Raw genomic sequence first — 15,450 nt, forward strand, 5'->3', positions numbered from 1 at the left:
GAGCGCTGCCGCTGAACGCGACAGCCCCGGGGCACCCCACCGGCACCGGTAGCCCGCAAAGCTAGGCGCAGCAGTCGGTGTCCAGGCCCCGGGGCAGCTGCTCGCCGCTGAAGACGGTGCAGGTCGGTTCGTCGCCGCCCAGGGCGGCCACGGCGAGCAGCAGTGAGCCGGCCGTCCAGGTGGTGAGTTCCTCGGGCCAGACCACGCCGTCCTCGAAGACGTAGCCCGTCCAGTACAGGCCCGTCTTCGGATCCCGCAGGTGCTGGATCGACTGGAGGATCTCCAGGGCGCGGTCGGACTCGCCCATCGCCCACAGGGTCAGGGCGAGTTCGGCCGACTCGCCGCCGGTCACCCACGGGTTGGGGACGACGCAGCGCACACCGAGGCCGGGGACGACGAAACGGTCCCAGTCCGCCTCGATGCGCTCCTTGGCCTCGGCGCCCGTCAGCGCGCCGCCGAGCACCGGGTAGTACCAGTCCATCGAGTAGCGGTCCTTGTCCAGGAACCGCTCCGGGTGCCGGCGTATGGCGTGCCTGAGCGCGCCGACCGCCAACTCCCAGTCCGGCTGCGGCTCCTCGCGCTGCTCGGCGATCGCGAGGGCGCAGCGCAGCGCGTGGTGGATGGAGGAGCATCCGGTCAGCAGGGCGTCCGTGACGTCCGTGCCGTCGTCGTCCCGCTTCCAGCCGATCTGCCCGCCCGGCTGCTGCAACCGCAGCACGAACTCGACCGCCGCGTACACCGTCGGCCACATGCGGTCCAGGAACGTGTCGTCGCCGGTGGCGAGGTAGTGGTGCCAGACGCCGACGGCCACGTACGCGACGAAGTTCGTCTCCCGGCCGCGGTCGGTGATCTGCTCGGGGTCGCCGTCGGCGTAGGCCGCGTACCAGGACCCGTCCTCGTTCTGGTGGCGTGCCAGCCAGTCGTAGGCCCGCTCGGCCGCCGTGTGCTCGCCCGCCGCGTCCAGCGCCATCGCCGCCTCGACGTGGTCCCACGGGTCCAGGTGGTGCCCGCGGAACCACGGTATGGCGCCGTCCTCCCGCTGCACGGCGAGGATCCCGGCGACGGTCGCGGCGGCCTGCTCGGAGGTGAGGACCCCGGGCAGGACGAGGTGTTCTGTCCGGGGGGTGGTCACTTGGCGGCCGCCTCGGAGGTCTCGGCGGTCCCGGCGCCCGCCGCGAGAGGCGGCAGGTGCGGTTTGGTCGCGTACGCCACGAAGCTCTTGCCGATCAGCGGGTTCAGCGCCTGTTCGGCGACCCGGGTGGCGAGCGGCTTCTTCATGATGTCCCAGACGAGCAGCTTGTGGTACGCGCGCACCGGCAGCGCCTTGTCGTTGTCGACGCCGAACGCGCACTTCAGCCACCAGTACGGCGAGTGCAGCGCGTGCGCGTGGTGCGTGCCGTACGGCTTCAGGCCCGCCTCCCGCATCTTCGCCAGCAGTTCGTCGGCCTTGTAGATGCGGATGTGGCCGCCCTCGACCTCGTGGTAGGCGTCGGACAGCGCCCAGCAGACCTTCTCGGGGCCGTAGCGCGGCACGGTGACGGCGATACGGCCGCCCGGCTTGAGCACCCGGACCATCTCGGCGAGGACGCCCTTGTCGTCCGGGATGTGCTCCATGACCTCGGAGATGATCACGACGTCGAAGGACTCGTCGGGGAAGGGCAGGGCGAGCGCGTCGCCCTCCATCGCCGTCGCGGTGGCCCCGGCCGGAGCCTCGCCCGCCTCCTTCATCGCCGCGAACCACTTGGCGACCTCGCGGATCTCCTCGCCGTTCCGGTCCAGCGCCACGACCTGCGCGCCGCGCCGGTAGCACTCGAACGCGTGCCGTCCGGCACCGCAGCCGAGGTCCAGGACGCGGTCGCCCGGGGCGAGCGGGAACCGGGAGAAGTCGACGGTCAGCACGTGGCCCTGCTTTCGCGGTTGGGTACGACGATGTCTTCGGCGGCGGCTGCCGGGGCGGCGACTGCTTCGGCGGGGGCGCCCGCGACCGAGCCGAGCCGGGTCCGGGTGAGGGCGATGGCCTCGCGGTACCGCGCCACCGTCCCCTCCGCCGCCTTCGCCCAGGTGAAGTGCCGCAGCACCCGTTCGCGGCCCGCCGCGCCGAGCCGTGCCCGCAGCTCCGGGTCGGCCAGCAGCCGGCTCAGCCCGGCGGCCAGCGCTCCGGCGTCACCGGGCGGGACCGCAAGACACGTCTCCCCGTCGCGGCCCGTGACCTCCGGTATGGCACCGCCCGTGGTGGCCACCAGCGGCGTACCGGTCGCCATGGCCTCGGCCGCCGGCAGCGAGAACCCCTCGTACAGCGACGGCACGCACGCCACCTCGGCCGACCGCACCAGGTCGACCAGCTCCGCGTCGGAGATGCCCTTCACGAACTCGACGGCGCCCTTCAGCCCGTACCGCTCGATGGCCTGCGCGACGGGCCCGTCCTCGGCGCGCTTGCCGACCACGACGAGATGCGCCCCGGGGTGCTCGGTCCGGACCTTGGCGAGCGCCTCGACGAGGAAGACGAGGCCCTTGAGCGGCACGTCCGCGCTGGAGGTGGTGACGATCCGGCCCGGCACCTGCGGCACCGACGCATCCGGCGAGAACAGGTCGGTGTCGGCGCCGATGTGCACGACGTGGACGCGGTCCCGGTCGACGCCCAGGTGGTCCACGATCTCCTGGCGGGAGGTGCCGGAGACGGTGAGCACCGACGGCAGCCGGCGCGCGACCCGCTTCTGCATGCGCGTGAACGCGTACCAGCGCCGTACGGACAGCCGCCGCTGCCAGCCCTCGGCCGCGTCCAGCTCCAACTGCCGGTCCACGGTGATGGGGTGGTGGATGGTGGTCACCAGCGGCGCGCCCACATCGCCCAGCAGGCCGTAGCCGAGCGTCTGGTTGTCGTGGACGACGTCGAAGTCGCCGCGCCGGGCGCGCAGATGGCGGCGGGCGCGCAGGGAGAACGTCAGCGGCTCGGGGAAGCCGCCGGTCCACATCGTGGCGACCTCGAGGGCGTCGATCCAGTCCCGGTACTCGTCGCGCCCCGGGGTGCGGAAGGGGTCGGGCTGGCGGTACAGATCGAGGCTGGGCAGTTCGGTGAGGGACAGGCCCTGAAGGCCCTCGCCCTCGTCGAGCACCGGGTAGGGCTGCGCGCCGATGACCTCGACCCGGTGGCCGAGCCGGACGAGCTCACGGGAGAGGTGCCGTACGTACACGCCCTGACCGCCGCAGAACGGGTTCCCTTTGTACGTCAGGAGGGCGATGCGCAGCGGGCGGTCTCCCCCAAGTTCTCGACTGCGCTCGAACAGGGAGGGGCCCCCACCGGCGGCGGACCCCCCCTCGGGACCCGCCTCCCTGGCCTCAGCGGTCACTCTCGGCCCCTTCTTCCCTGCAGTTTCCCGCGAGACTACGCCGGGACGGTAATCTAGAACAAGTTACAGACTTGATCGTTCAAGAGCCTCTGAATCTACCGGCAGGTAGCCCCGCTGTGACCGGCGGATCGGGTGATTCGCGCCACGGCCGACGCCCTGCCATGCTGTCCGACCGCCACCCCTCACCGGCCTGATCATCACCCTCACCGACTGTCACGGAACGGGACCCATGCCTGCGGAAGCCAAGGTGCCAGCCAGTACCGCGCGACCGGCGGCGCAGCCGGCCTCACCTCCGCTCACCGAGCGGCAGGAGGCACGCCGCCGCAGGATCCTGCACACGAGCGCGCAGTTGGCGAGCCGGGGCGGTTTCGACGCGGTGCAGATGCGGGAGGTGGCGGAGTCGTCGCAGGTGGCGCTGGGCACGCTGTACCGCTACTTCCCCTCCAAGGTGCACCTGCTGGTCGCGACCATGCAGGACCAGCTGGAGCGCATGCACGGCACGCTGCGCAAGAAGCCGCCGGCCGGCCGGACCGCGGCCGAGCGGGTGGCGGAGACCCTGATGCGCGCCTTCCGCGCCCTGCAGCGCGAGCCGCACCTGGCCGACGCCATGGTCCGCGCCCTCACCTTCGCGGACCGCAGCGTCTCCCCCGAGGTGGACCAGGTCTCCCGGCAGACGACGGCGATCATCCTCGACGCGATGGGCCTGGACGGCGACCCGACCCCGGAACAGCTCTCGGCGGTGCGGGTCATCGAGCACACCTGGCACTCGGCGCTGATCACCTGGCTCTCCGGCCGCGCCTCCATCGCGCAGGTGAGGATCGACATCGAGACGGTGTGCCGGCTGATCGACCTCACGGACACCCGAGCGCGGGACTAGGGCGCAAGGCGCAAAAAAAGACCTACGAGACGGGTTCCGGTCGGCCTTCAGGTCTCTCGACCTTCCGGCCTGTCGACCGTCGATGTCGGCCACAGCGGAAGCCTAAGCTTCACGCCCCAGTCGGCATCTCCGGTCGAGTTCCTTCACTCGCCTCGTAGGCAATTTCTAGATTAGGACTTCTGCGGCCAGATGGAAGACCCCGAACCATGATTTTTATATTTTTTTCGGGCATATCGCCCAGACTCGACGCATGACCCGGGCTACTCCTCCGGCGGGAACACCGGCTCCCCGCTTCCAGCCAGCGTGATCGCGATGGCCTCCACCGGGCAGTTCTCCGCCGCCTGAAGGATCCGCTCCCCCGCGTCGGCGTCCGGTGCGACGGGATGGGACTGGCGGGCGGAGTCGAGGCGGAAGGTGCCGGACGCCTGGTGCACGCACTGCGCCGAGCCGATGCAGACCGAGCGGTCGACCTCGATGTGCCAGCGGTCTCCCATGGGCTACGCCTCCCCGCACCCGGCCGGCAGATGGATCATCTTGTGCTCCAGGTACTCGCCATACCCCTCGGGGCCGAACTCCCGCCCGAGCCCCGAGTTCTTGTAGCCGCCGAAGGGGCCGAGCATGTCGAGGCTGAAGGTGTTCACCGAGTACGTCCCGGTACGGACCTGCCGGGCGATCTCGATGCCGTGCTCCACGTCCGCCGTCCACACGCTGCCGCTCAGTCCGTAGTCGGAGTCGTTCGCGATCTTCACGGCCTCGCTCTCGTCGCCGTAGGCCAGCAGGCAGACGACCGGCCCGAAGATCTCCTCGCGGGCGATCCGCATGGAGTTGTCCACGTCGCCGAAGAGCGTCGGCTCCACGTACCAGCCACGCTCCAGACCCGCGGGCCGCCCGCCGCCGGTGAGGATCTTGGCGCCCTCCTCCTGGCCGATGCGGATGTAGTCGAGGTTGCGCTGCTGCTGCCGCCGCGCCACCAGCGGTCCGACCTGCGTCACGGGGTCCAGCGGGTCACCGACCACGAGGGCGCTCGCCGCGGCGGCGAAGGCGTCGGCGAACTCGTCGTAGCGCGAGCGCGGCACCAGGATGCGGGTCTGGGCGACGCAGGCCTGGCCGTTGTTCATCCAGGCGGCCGGGACGACCCCCGCCACGGTCGTCCCGACGTCCGCGTCCGGCAGCACCACGGCCGCCGACTTGCCGCCCAGTTCCAGGGTCACGCGTGTGAGGTTCCGCGCGGCGACCTCCATGACCCGCTTGCCGGCCGCGACCGAGCCGGTGAAGGACACCTTGTCGATCCCCGAATGCCCCACGAGATACTCACTGACCTCACGGTCCGCGGGCAGGATCGACAGCACGCCCTCGGGCAGCCCGGCCTCACGGGCGATCTCACCGAGGAGGTATGCGTCGAGCGGGGACTCGGGCGACGGCTTGAGCACCACCGTGCAGCCGGTGAGCAGCGCCGGCGCGAGCTTGGCGGCGGCCACGAACTGCGGCACGTTCCACGGCACGACGGCCGCCACCACCCCGACCGGCTCGCGCCGCACCAGGATCTTCCCGAGAACGCCGTCCCGCCGTTCCTCATACGTGAAGTCGCGCGCGACCGTGATCGCCGCGTCCCACACCATCATCGCGCCGAGCGCCTGCGCGAGGACGCTCCAGGAGTACGGGGAGCCGTTCTCGGAGGAGATCACGCGGGCGAGCTCCTCGTGCCGTACCGCGATCGCGTCCTTGATCCTCGTCACGACCCCGATCCGCTCGTCGAGGGTCATGCGCGGCCAGGGCCCCTCGTCGAAGGCACGGCGCGCCACGGCGACGGCCCGGTCGACGTCCTCCCGCGAGGCGTGCGGCACCCGCCCGATGACCTCTTCCGTGTGCGGGGAGACCACCTCGATGACGTCATCACCCAGGGGGTCGGTCAACTCCCCGCCGATGAACAGCTGTCCGTGTTCCACGAGCTCGGTCATGGCGACTGCCTCCTGCGGAGCCGGCGGTGCCGTTCCCTGACGGCATTTCAGAACTGATACCAGTTCTAGTTATAGTGGGCAACGGCCAAGGGCGGGCGGGGCGGAGGCGCGATGACGACGAGCCAGGGCGGGGAGCCGGTGGCGCAGAACGACCACGGCGGGGGCGTACGGTCCTTCAGGGTCCCCATCCCGGACAACCCCCTCGGCCACACACTCGTCCACGTCGTCGACACCGACCGCGGCCCGGTGCTGATCGACACCGGCTGGGACGACCCGGATTCCTGGGACGCGCTCGCGCAGGGCCTGGCGGCCTGCGGCATCTCGCCCGCGGAGGTCTTCGGCGTCGTCATCACGCACCACCACCCCGACCACCACGGCCTGTCCGGCAGGGTCCGCGAGGCCTCCGGCGCGTGGGTCGCGATGCATCCGGCGGACGCCGCGGTCGTGCGGAGGACCCGCGAGACCCGCCCCGAGCGCTGGTACGCGTACATGGCCGACAAACTGGCCGCGGCCGGCGCCCCCGAGGAGCACCTGGCCCCGCTGCGCGCAGCGCACGGCCGCCGGGACCTGCCGGGCCTCACCCCCGCGCTGCCCGACCGCGAGGTCGTCCCCGGGGAACTTCTCGACCTGCCCGGGCGCCGCCTGCGCGCGATCTGGACGCCGGGACACACACCCGGCCATGTCTGCCTCCACCTGGAGGAGGACCACCCGGCCGGACTGCCGGGTCACGGCCGCCTTTTCTCGGGCGACCACCTGCTCCCCGAGATCACGCCGCACATCGGCCTGTACGAGGACCCGGACGACACCACCGCGACCGACCCCCTCGGCGACTACCTCGACTCCCTCGAGCGCGTCGGCCGTCTGGAGCCCGCCGAGGTGCTGCCGGCCCACCAGCACGCGTTCACCGACGCGCCGGGCCGCGTACGGGAGTTGCTGGCGCACCACGGAGAGCGGTTGAGCGGGCTGCTGACCCTGCTGTCCGCCCCGCTCACCCCCTGGCAGCTCGCCGAGCGCATGGAGTGGAACCGCCCCTGGGAGCAGATTCCGTACGGCTCACGGCACATCGCGGTCGCGGAGGCCGAGGCCCATCTGCGCCGACTGGTGAAGCTCGGGCGGGCGGAGGCGGTGGCGGGGAGCGATCCGGTGGCGTACGCGGCGGTGTGAAAAAGCGCTGGCACGACGCGCTCCGCGGTTGCTACCAAGGCACATGGAACACATGGACCCCTTGGAACGCCTTCTGGCCGAACGCGCCTGTGAGCGCGTCGTCATCGACTTCGTCCGCCGCCTCGACCTGGGCGAGCCCTCCTCCGTGGCCGAGCTGTTCACCGAGGACGGCGTCTGGGAGTGGCCGGCGCCGGGAGACGGGCGGCGGTCCGAGGGACGGGAAGCACTGCGGGAGTACTTCGGGTCACGGCCGGCGGACCGGCTCTCGCGCCGGATCATGTCCAACATCCTCGTCACGGTGACGTCGGCGGACACGGCCGAGGCCACGTCGTACTTCACGACGTACCGCGTCGACGGCTACTCCGGCGCCATGGTGCCGCCCGGCCCGCCGGTCCAGGTCGGCCACTACGAGGACACGTTCCGCAAGTGGGACGGCACCTGGCTGCTCGCCTCCCGGACCCTCCACCTGCCCTTCGGCGGCCCGACCACGCGGCTGCCGGGTTAGGCCTGTCTCCCGGCCAAGACCCTGGGGCAGCGCGCGGACCGGCTTCCCGGCTTCACGCCTGCGACGCCGGTCACATCTCCACCCCCGTTCGTGCGGCGCGGGTCACATCGACCGGTTCCGCACCGTATAGCCGCTATTGGCGATACGTGACCCAAACCGTGACGAGCCCCACGTGAGCACCGTCACCTACGACCCGTGACCGTAGATCCATTGTCGTGACATGTATGCGCCAATTGCCCGCGCGACCTGCGGTTTGAGAGCCAGGTCACACGCGAGACGTTTCCGGCCGATGCGACCACAACTAGTAAAAGGGGTCATTGCGGACATCCCGTCGGCCTGCTTCTCTGGATGACGTCGCCAGGCGCCACGAGCCCACCCGGGTCGCGGCGCCGACGTATGCCCCCCACCGCGTCCCTCGTGGTTCCGGCATGTACGCGGCCACCCATGTACCCGACGAAAAAGGTTTCCTGTGACCGTCTCCTTCATCCGCCGCATCGCTTCCCCGAAGAAGGCCATCGCCGCCACCGCCGTCGCCGCGGCCGCCACCGGCGCGCTGCTCACCTCGGCGCCCGCCCAGGCCGCCACCCCGACCTCGGCGTCCGGCTCGGCCTCTTCCGCCCAGGCGATCGCGCACCAGATGATCCCGGACCCGGCGCAGTACGAAGCGTTCAACAAGATCGTCTCGCATGAGAGCGGCTGGAACCCCCACGCCACCAACGCCTCCTCCGGCGCCTACGGCCTGGTCCAGGCGCTGCCCGCCTCGAAGATGGCGTCCGCCGGCTCCGACTGGAAGACCAACCCGGCGACCCAGATCAAGTGGGGCCTGGACTACATGAACTCCCGCTACGGCAGCCCCGCCGCGGCGTGGAACTTCTGGTCCACCCACCACTGGTACTGATCGAGCCGGTCCACGCGACCACAGCGGTTCCGAGCGACCACGGGTCCCAGGCGACCACACCGGTCCCACGCGACCACGAAGGCGGCGGCCCCCGATTCCGGGGCCGCCGCCTTCGGCGTCTCCGGTCAGCGGCGCACCGTGTCGAAGAACCGCACGACCTGCGGCGCCGACACGGCGAACGACCCGAAGTGGTCCACCTGCCCCTGGTTCACCAGCCGCACCCGCCCGCCGTGCCCGGTGAGTCCGGCGGCGCAGTTGCGCGCGTTCCCGATCGGCACGTCGGTGTCGGCCGCCCCCGCGTACAGCCGCACCGGCGCCTCGGGCTTCCAGTCGCAGGTGCCGTCGGCCGCACGCATCACGGCCCGCAGCACACCGCTCGGATGCCGCATGCGCTCGTGGAAAGCGGGCGTGAGCAACTCGCTCACGCTGGGCGGCAGCGCCTTCACGACGTCCTCGTCCGCGTGGGTGCCGTCGAACAGGGCCTCCACCCGGTTCGCGTACGGGGCGCGGAACACCTCGGACGGCTTGTCGTAGAGGTGGTGCAGGCGGTTCTGCGCGACCAGCCAGTACGCGGTGTACAGCACACCGCTGGTGTCGTTGACCCGGCCGTCGAACAGCGCCGGGACCTCCTGCCCCTCGATGTCGTACGGGCCGCTGACGGGCGCCAGCGCCTTGAGCCGGAACGTCTGGCCGGCGCCCTGCCGCAGCGCGCGCCCGAGCGCCATCGCGACCTGCCCGCCCTGGGAGAAGCCCGTCACATAGACGTCGCCGCTGAGCGGCCTGCCGAGGCGGGCGGCCGCCGTACGCGCCGCGCGCAGCATGTCGACGGACGCCGTGACGGAGGAGCGGGTGTCCATGTAGGGGTGCCGGCCGGGGCCCTCGCCGAGGCCCAGATAGTCGGGCGCGGCGACGGCACGGCCGGCGCTCGCGTTCAGGTAGGAGGGGACCCGGCCGAAGTCGTCGCCCACGGAGGGGGCGTCACCGCGGTACACCATCGTGCCGTGCGTGTCGGACACCAGGTCGAGCCGGTGCGCGCCGCCGGCGGGCAGTGTGAGCAGGCCGGTGGCAGTGGTGGGTTTGCCGTACGGGTCGACGGTCCGGTACGTCAGCCGGTAGCCCGTGACGCCGTACCGCACGGTGTCCGTGGCGATGTTCCGGCCGGCCAGGAAGGTCCGTACGCCGGTGGCGTCCCGGGACACGACCGGGGTAAGCGAGACGAGGGTGCCGCGACGGGGGGCTGTCGTCTCCCGCGTGTGCGTCGCCGCGACCGCGGGGGCCGCGGCGAGGCCCGCGAGCAGGAGGGCCGCGGTGGCGGCGAGCCCGCGTCTGACCGTCCAACTCGTATGGTTCTCTTGGTGTTTGTGCGTGTTCTCCCTCATGATCCGAGGCTATGGGCCGCCCCGTCGGCCCGGACATCCGAACATCCCCCGCGTCCGGGGTGTACCTGAGTACACCGCGCCCGTCCCACTGCCCGGAGGCCCGTATGAGCACTGACACACCGGTGGAGGAACCCGGAACGCGCGGACTGCGCCTGGTCCCCGCGCTCCTGGTGATGACCGTGATCAGCGGCATCGTCGACGCGGTGAGCTACCTCGGGCTCGGGCACGTCTTCACGGCGAACATGACCGGCAACGTGGTGGTGCTCGGCTTCGCCGCCGCCGGGGCGCCCGGCTTCTCCACCTCGCACGCGGTGGTCTCACTGGGATCGTTCCTGGTGGGGGCGGTGGCGGGCGGACGCGCGGGACGGCGGTACGGCGGCGGGTCGCGGCGCGCCTGGGCCCGGCTGGCGCTCGCGGTCGAGGCGGTGCTGCTCGGGGCATCGGCGGCGGTCGCCTTCATCGCGCCGGGCACCACCACGACCAGGTACACGCTGATCGCGGTGACGGCCTTCGCGATGGGGGTGCGCAACGCGACGGTACGGAAGCTGGCCGTGCCCGACCTGACGACGACCACCGTCCTCACCTCGACCCTGACCGGGCTCGCCTCGGACTCCCGGCTCGGCGGGGGCACGGGCAGGCGCTCCCGGCGCCGCGCGGCCTCGGCGATCTCCCTGCTGGCGGGCGCGGTCCTGGGCGGCTGGTTGGTGATCCACCACGGCCTGGGCTGGCCCCTGCTGCTCACCGCGGTGGCGACGGCCGTGCTGGGGGTGGTCGCTTCCGGGCGGGAGTGACGGCGTCCCCGGCGCGCCATCGGGGCGACGACGAACCCGACAGGCAGCGCCCCGGTTCCGGTGACGGCCCGTACCGCGAGCCGATCCGGTAGGTGCCGGGCGCGGTCACCGTGAGCCGCGTGAAGCCGCCCTCCCGGCTCAGGCGCACCACCTCCTCGGTGCACAACCACGGCGAGTGGGCGAGCCGGACGGCGAGGCGGCTGCGCCGTGCGGGTCTCGGGGGAGGCAGGGGCGGGGCGTAGGGGTGATGCCCCTGCCTCCCTCGGGGCGGGCCGGCGGCGCCGGGAGGCCGGCGGCCCGGGTCCGTCAGCCCACGGTGACCGGGAGCTCCTTCACGCCGTTGATCCAGGCGGAGCGCAGGCGGCGCGGGTCGCCGGCCGGTTTGATGTCCGGCATGGCGTCGGCGAGCGCGTCGAAGATGAGGTCGATCTCCAGGACGGCCAGGGACTTGCCGAGGCAGTAGTGGGGGCCTCCGCCGCCGAAGCCGAGGTGCGGGTTGGGGTCGCGGGTGATGTCGAAGACGTCCGGGTGGTCGAAGACCTCGGGGTCGTGGTTGGCGGAGGAGTAGAAGAGCCCCACGCGGTCGCCCTTCCTGATGTGCTTGCCGCCGAGTTCGGTGTCCTGGGTGGCGGTGCGCTGGAAGGCGTTGACCGGGGTCGCCCAGCGGACGATCTCCTCGGCGGCGGTACGGGGCCGCTCCCGCTTGTAGAGGTCCCACTGGCCGGGGTGGGTGAGGAAGGCGTGCATGCCGTGCGTGATGGCGTTGCGGGTGGTCTCGTTGCCGGCGACGGCCAGCATCAGCACGAAGAACCCGAACTCGTCGGAGCTGAGGTTCCCCTCGTCCTCGGCGGCCACCAGCGTCGTCACGATGTCCTCCGCCGGGCACTGCTTGCGGTCGGCGGCCATGTTCATGGCGTACGAGATGATCTCGGTGGCCGACCGGGCGCCGACCTCCTCGGTGACGGCGTACTCGGGGTCGTCGTACGCGATCATCTTGTTCGACCAGTCGAAGATCTTGGCCCGGTCGTCCTGGGGGATGCCGATCAGCTCGGCGATGGCCTGCAGCGGCAGTTCGCAGGCGACCTGGGTGACGAAGTCGAAGGGGCCGTCCTGGGCGAGGGCCCCGTGGACGATGGCCCGGGCGCGGGCCCGCAGCCGGTCCTCCAGGGCCCGGATGGCGCGCGGGGTGAACCCGCGCTGGACGATCTGGCGGACCCGGGTGTGCTCGGGCGGGTCCATGTTCAGCATGATCAGCCGCTGGGCGTCGATCGAGTCGCGCTCGATGTGCTCGTTGAACCGGATGATCGCGGTGTTGAGGGACGAGGAGAAGATCTCCGGGTGCGTGGAGACGTACCTGACGTCGGCGTGCCGGGTGACCGCCCAGTACCCCGCGTCCTGGAAGCCCGCGAGCCCGGGCGGCTGGGGTATCCAGCACACCGGTTCGGCCCCGCGCAGTGCGGCGAACTCCGGCAGGGGCACGCGGTGGTGCAGCAGATCGGGATCGGTGAAGTCGAACCCGTCGGGCAGCGCGGGACAGGGCATGGGCGACCCCCACCATTCTGACGGCCTATCAGGAATTGCGGTGAAGGTAGTAACGGGTTCTACAAGCCGCAAGGGGCACGGCGCCCCGATTGCGTGCGAGACTCGTGCAGATCACGACTTCTGAGGCTGCACGACCCTTGCGGCCCTGGACACCCTGTCAGCAAACTGCACACAGAACTAGAACGCGTACTAGTTCTGCGTGGCGGGTGGGCCGGGACGCCCGCGCCGCGCGGGTGACCGAGGAGAGGACGAACCCCCCATGGCCGCGGAACCCGTGATCGTCGAAGCCGTGCGCACCCCCATCGGCAGGCGCGGCGGCGCGCTCGCCCATCTGCACCCCGCCTACCTCCTGGGCGAGACCTACCGTGAACTCCTCGGCCGCACCGGCATACCCGCCGACTGCGTCGAACAGGTCGTCGGCGGCACGGTGACGCACGCCGGTGAGCAGTCGATGAATCCGGCGCGCACGGCGTGGCTGACGATGGGCCTGCCCTACGAGACGGCGGCGACGACGGTCGACTGCCAGTGCGGCTCGTCCCAGCAGGCCTCGCACATGGTGGCCAACATGGTCGCGGCGGGCGTGATCGACGTGGGCATCTCATGCGGCGTCGAATCCATGTCCCGGGTGCCGCTCGGCTCCGGCTCCAAGCACGGTCCGGGCAAGCCCTTCCCCGACGAGTGGAACGTGGACCTCCCGAACCAGTTCGAGGCGGCCGAGCGGATCGCCCGCCACCGCGGCCTCACCCGCGAGAACGTGGACGCGCTGGGCCTCATCTCCCAGGAACGGGCGGCGATCGCCTGGTCGGAGGAGCGGTTCAAACGCGAGACGTTCGCCGTGCAGGTGCCGACGACGGAGGAGGAGCAGCGGGCCGGCCAGGGCATGTGGCGGCTGGTCGACCGGGACGAGGGCCTGCGGGACACGTCGATGGAGGCGCTGTCCCGCCTGAAGCCGATCATGCCGACGGCGGTGCACACGGCGGGCAACTCCTCACAGATCTCGGACGGCGCGGCGGCGATCATGTGGGCGTCGAAGCGGATGGCGCGCGCGCTGAAGCTGCGCCCGCGCGCCCGGATCGTGGCCCAGGCCCTGGTGGGTTCCAACCCGCACTTCCACCTGGACGGCCCGATCGACGCGACCAAGGCGGTGCTGGGGAAGGCCGGGATGTCCCTGAGGGACATCGACCTGGTGGAGATCAACGAGGCGTTCGCGTCGGTGGTTCTGAGCTGGGCACAGGTCTTCGACCAGGACCTGGAGAAGGTGAACGTGAACGGGGGCGCGATCGCACTGGGCCACCCGGTGGGAGCGACCGGGGCCCGGCTCATCACCACGGCACTGCACGAACTGGAACGCACCGACAAGGAGTTCGCGCTGGTGACGATGTGCGCCGGGGGTGGGCTGGCCACCGGGACGATCATTCAGCGGTTGTAGTCCAGTCGAGGAACGCCGTGAAGGTGGAGGACTCGAAAGCGAGCACCGGCCCGCTGGAGTTCTTGGAGTCGCGGACAGCTACGGTGGCGCCGGGGAGATCGGCGATCTCAACACAATCGCCGCCCTGGTCGCCGCTGTAGCTGGACTTACGCCAGTTGCTCTCCATAGCGGTCCTCCATCACTCGCCGGATCAACGCCGCCGAGTCCCTGATGGAGAGCGCGACGGCCCGAAGATGATCGTAACGGAGCGAGCAGTCCTTGACGGTGTCCGGGTTGGCGGTCGGGTGCCCGCTGCCGTAACCCTCGGTGTAGACGATGTCCGGGTCATTGGCACAGCGGTAGAGGTTGAACGAGCCTTGCAATCCCGCGTGTTCACCGGCCTCGAACGGAAGCACCTGGACATTGATCCGCGGATTGTCCTCGAACGACAACAAGTGATCGAGCTGACCTCGCATGGTCTCCCGGCCGCCAATCTCCTGATGCAAGGCGGCCTCACTGAGGACCATCCAGAGAACGGGCGGCTCCTCCGCTTCGAAGATGCGCTGCCGGGCCAGCCGTACCGCAGTGCGGTCGTCGAGGTTCTCCTTGTCCATAGCTCCCAGTACGGCACGAACGTACGCCTCGGTCTGGAGGAGGCCATGGACCACATGCGTCTGGAAGGTGCAGATCTCCATCGCCCGCGTCTCCAACTCCGCCATCTGTTGGAACCACGCCGGAAGCTGACTCCGCATCACCAGCCCGACCAGCCGCGACAGCAACCCGCCCGTCCCAAGCGCCGCATCCACCCGCTCGCTGAACTCCGGCGTAGGCAACTTCCGTGCCGTCTCGATCTGCCCCACCAGCGACCCGGTGTAGTTGACGATGTCCCCGAGCTGCTTCTGCGTCAGCCCGGCGGCCTCCCGGTGCCTGCGCAGCTCGAAGCCGTAGTAGTCGAGCGGTGAGGCGCCCGGGTCGAGGATGCTGATGTGGGTCACGCACGGCCCCTTTCGCGCAACACGGCCCACCGAGGGACCAGTTGTATCCAATCCATAGCGGAGCGTAGTCGGCCGAGGTCAAGCTCGTCCTGTGAACGACTACCTTCCCGTCGCCCTGCTGGGCCCCCTCCCCACCCGGTACCGCATGCACCTCACCGTCGGCGAGCACTCGGCGCGGCACATCCGGCGTATCGTCCGCTCGTTCCTCCAGGAGTGGGAGATGGCGGAGCTGGCGGACGCCGCCGAGCTGGCCGTGACCGAGCTGGTCGCCAACGTCGTACGCCACGTTCCCGACCGGCGCTGCACACTGCGGGTGGTGCGGCAGACGGCGGGCGTCCGGGTCGAGGTGACCGACAGCTCGCCCGAACCCCCCTCCACGCCCACTGACTTGTCACTGGATGCGGAGTGCGGCCGGGGCCTCCTCCTGCTCGACGCGGTGGTCGGCAAGTGGGGCGTGGAACCGCACGGCGCGGTGGGCAAGACCGTGTGGTTCGAGTGCGAGGCCGGGACCGTCGCTTGACGCGCGTGAGCAGCCCCGCCGGAAGGCCGGTGGGGCTACACTCCGCCGCTCGGTGTCAGCTCAGCG

16 protein-coding genes are annotated in these 15,450 nt (G+C 71.0%); 7 read left to right on the forward strand and 9 right to left on the reverse strand.

Going from position 1 to position 15,450, the window contains the following annotated elements; genetic code table 11:
- Positions 1-61: 61 nt before the first annotated feature.
- The 3 genes from ACIRC0_RS14760 to ACIRC0_RS14770 are packed head-to-tail and all read right to left on the reverse strand — an operon-like array spanning position 62 to position 3,347.
- Positions 62-1,132 (reverse strand): prenyltransferase/squalene oxidase repeat-containing protein, encoded by a 1,071-nt coding sequence (locus ACIRC0_RS14760; protein ID WP_403615898.1) that lies wholly within the window; start codon positions 1,130-1,132, stop codon positions 62-64.
- Complete coding sequence (locus tag ACIRC0_RS14765; protein WP_403615901.1) at positions 1,129-1,899, reverse strand: class I SAM-dependent methyltransferase; 771 nt, start codon at positions 1,897-1,899, stop codon at positions 1,129-1,131. Before ACIRC0_RS14765 ends, ACIRC0_RS14760 begins: the two co-directional genes overlap by 4 nt.
- Complete coding sequence (locus ACIRC0_RS14770; protein WP_403615904.1) at positions 1,893-3,347, reverse strand: glycosyltransferase family 4 protein; 1,455 nt, start codon at positions 3,345-3,347, stop codon at positions 1,893-1,895. Before ACIRC0_RS14770 ends, ACIRC0_RS14765 begins: the two co-directional genes overlap by 7 nt.
- Positions 3,348-3,576: 229 nt before the next feature.
- Between ACIRC0_RS14770 and ACIRC0_RS14775 the strand changes: the two genes are divergently transcribed.
- On the forward strand, positions 3,577-4,224 hold the full coding sequence (locus ACIRC0_RS14775; RefSeq protein WP_403615906.1) for a TetR family transcriptional regulator: 648 nt from the start codon (positions 3,577-3,579) through the stop codon (positions 4,222-4,224).
- A 260-nt stretch (positions 4,225-4,484) separates the two neighbouring features.
- Here the strand turns inward: ACIRC0_RS14775 and ACIRC0_RS14780 are convergent, their stop codons facing one another.
- Both ACIRC0_RS14780 and ACIRC0_RS14785 read right to left on the reverse strand, forming a co-directional pair.
- Positions 4,485-4,718, reverse strand: coding sequence for a ferredoxin (locus ACIRC0_RS14780; protein ID WP_403615909.1), 234 nt, complete (start codon positions 4,716-4,718; stop codon positions 4,485-4,487).
- A gap of 3 nt (positions 4,719-4,721) precedes the next feature.
- A complete protein-coding gene (locus tag ACIRC0_RS14785; protein ID WP_403615912.1) occupies positions 4,722-6,182 on the reverse strand; it encodes an aldehyde dehydrogenase in 1,461 nt (486 codons plus the stop codon).
- Between the two features lie 111 nt (positions 6,183-6,293).
- On the opposite strand from ACIRC0_RS14785, the gene ACIRC0_RS14790 reads away from it, so the two are divergent.
- The 3 genes from ACIRC0_RS14790 to ACIRC0_RS14800 all read left to right on the forward strand — a co-directional run bounded on the left by ACIRC0_RS14790 (position 6,294) and on the right by ACIRC0_RS14800 (position 8,749).
- Positions 6,294-7,346 (forward strand): MBL fold metallo-hydrolase, encoded by a 1,053-nt coding sequence (locus ACIRC0_RS14790; RefSeq protein ID WP_403615915.1) that lies wholly within the window; start codon positions 6,294-6,296, stop codon positions 7,344-7,346.
- A 52-nt stretch (positions 7,347-7,398) separates the two neighbouring features.
- Positions 7,399-7,851 carry a nuclear transport factor 2 family protein gene (locus ACIRC0_RS14795; RefSeq protein WP_403615918.1) on the forward strand — a complete coding sequence of 151 codons (453 nt, stop codon included), beginning with the start codon at positions 7,399-7,401 and terminating at the stop codon, positions 7,849-7,851.
- A gap of 469 nt (positions 7,852-8,320) precedes the next feature.
- Positions 8,321-8,749, forward strand: coding sequence for a transglycosylase SLT domain-containing protein (locus tag ACIRC0_RS14800; protein WP_200417146.1), 429 nt, complete (start codon positions 8,321-8,323; stop codon positions 8,747-8,749).
- A gap of 125 nt (positions 8,750-8,874) precedes the next feature.
- Here the strand turns inward: ACIRC0_RS14800 and ACIRC0_RS14805 are convergent, their stop codons facing one another.
- Positions 8,875-10,128 (reverse strand): alpha/beta hydrolase, encoded by a 1,254-nt coding sequence (locus ACIRC0_RS14805; protein ID WP_403615921.1) that lies wholly within the window; start codon positions 10,126-10,128, stop codon positions 8,875-8,877.
- Positions 10,129-10,232: 104 nt separating this feature from the next.
- On the opposite strand from ACIRC0_RS14805, the gene ACIRC0_RS14810 reads away from it, so the two are divergent.
- Positions 10,233-10,919: a YoaK family protein gene (locus tag ACIRC0_RS14810; RefSeq protein WP_403615924.1), complete on the forward strand. Its 687-nt coding sequence runs from the start codon at positions 10,233-10,235 to the stop codon at positions 10,917-10,919.
- A gap of 306 nt (positions 10,920-11,225) precedes the next feature.
- Here ACIRC0_RS14810 and ACIRC0_RS14815 read toward each other — a convergent pair whose 3' ends face one another.
- Positions 11,226-12,461 carry a cytochrome P450 gene (locus ACIRC0_RS14815; RefSeq protein WP_403615926.1) on the reverse strand — a complete coding sequence of 412 codons (1,236 nt, stop codon included), beginning with the start codon at positions 12,459-12,461 and terminating at the stop codon, positions 11,226-11,228.
- Positions 12,462-12,720: 259 nt separating this feature from the next.
- Between ACIRC0_RS14815 and ACIRC0_RS14820 the strand changes: the two genes are divergently transcribed.
- A complete protein-coding gene (locus ACIRC0_RS14820; RefSeq protein ID WP_403615928.1) occupies positions 12,721-13,890 on the forward strand; it encodes a steroid 3-ketoacyl-CoA thiolase in 1,170 nt (389 codons plus the stop codon).
- On the opposite strand, the gene ACIRC0_RS14825 is transcribed toward ACIRC0_RS14820, so the two are convergent.
- Together ACIRC0_RS14825 and ACIRC0_RS14830 are read right to left on the reverse strand one after the other, a co-directional pair.
- Positions 13,874-14,056 (reverse strand): DUF397 domain-containing protein, encoded by a 183-nt coding sequence (locus tag ACIRC0_RS14825; protein ID WP_403615930.1) that lies wholly within the window; start codon positions 14,054-14,056, stop codon positions 13,874-13,876. The genes ACIRC0_RS14820 and ACIRC0_RS14825 overlap by 17 nt on opposite strands.
- Positions 14,037-14,864, reverse strand: coding sequence for a helix-turn-helix domain-containing protein (locus tag ACIRC0_RS14830; protein WP_403615933.1), 828 nt, complete (start codon positions 14,862-14,864; stop codon positions 14,037-14,039). The genes ACIRC0_RS14825 and ACIRC0_RS14830 overlap by 20 nt, the downstream gene beginning before the upstream one ends.
- 91 nt (positions 14,865-14,955) lie before the next feature.
- Between ACIRC0_RS14830 and ACIRC0_RS14835 the strand changes: the two genes are divergently transcribed.
- The gene (locus ACIRC0_RS14835) at positions 14,956-15,384 is read left to right on the forward strand and encodes an ATP-binding protein (RefSeq protein WP_403615936.1); all 429 of its coding nucleotides are present in this window, start codon (positions 14,956-14,958) and stop codon (positions 15,382-15,384) included.
- Positions 15,385-15,450: the final 66 nt, after the last annotated feature.

Origin of the sequence: Streptomyces sp. NPDC093984 (assembly GCF_044764595.1) — a bacterium.
GTDB classification, from domain to species: Bacteria; Actinomycetota; Actinomycetes; order Streptomycetales; family Streptomycetaceae; genus Streptomyces; species Streptomyces cynarae.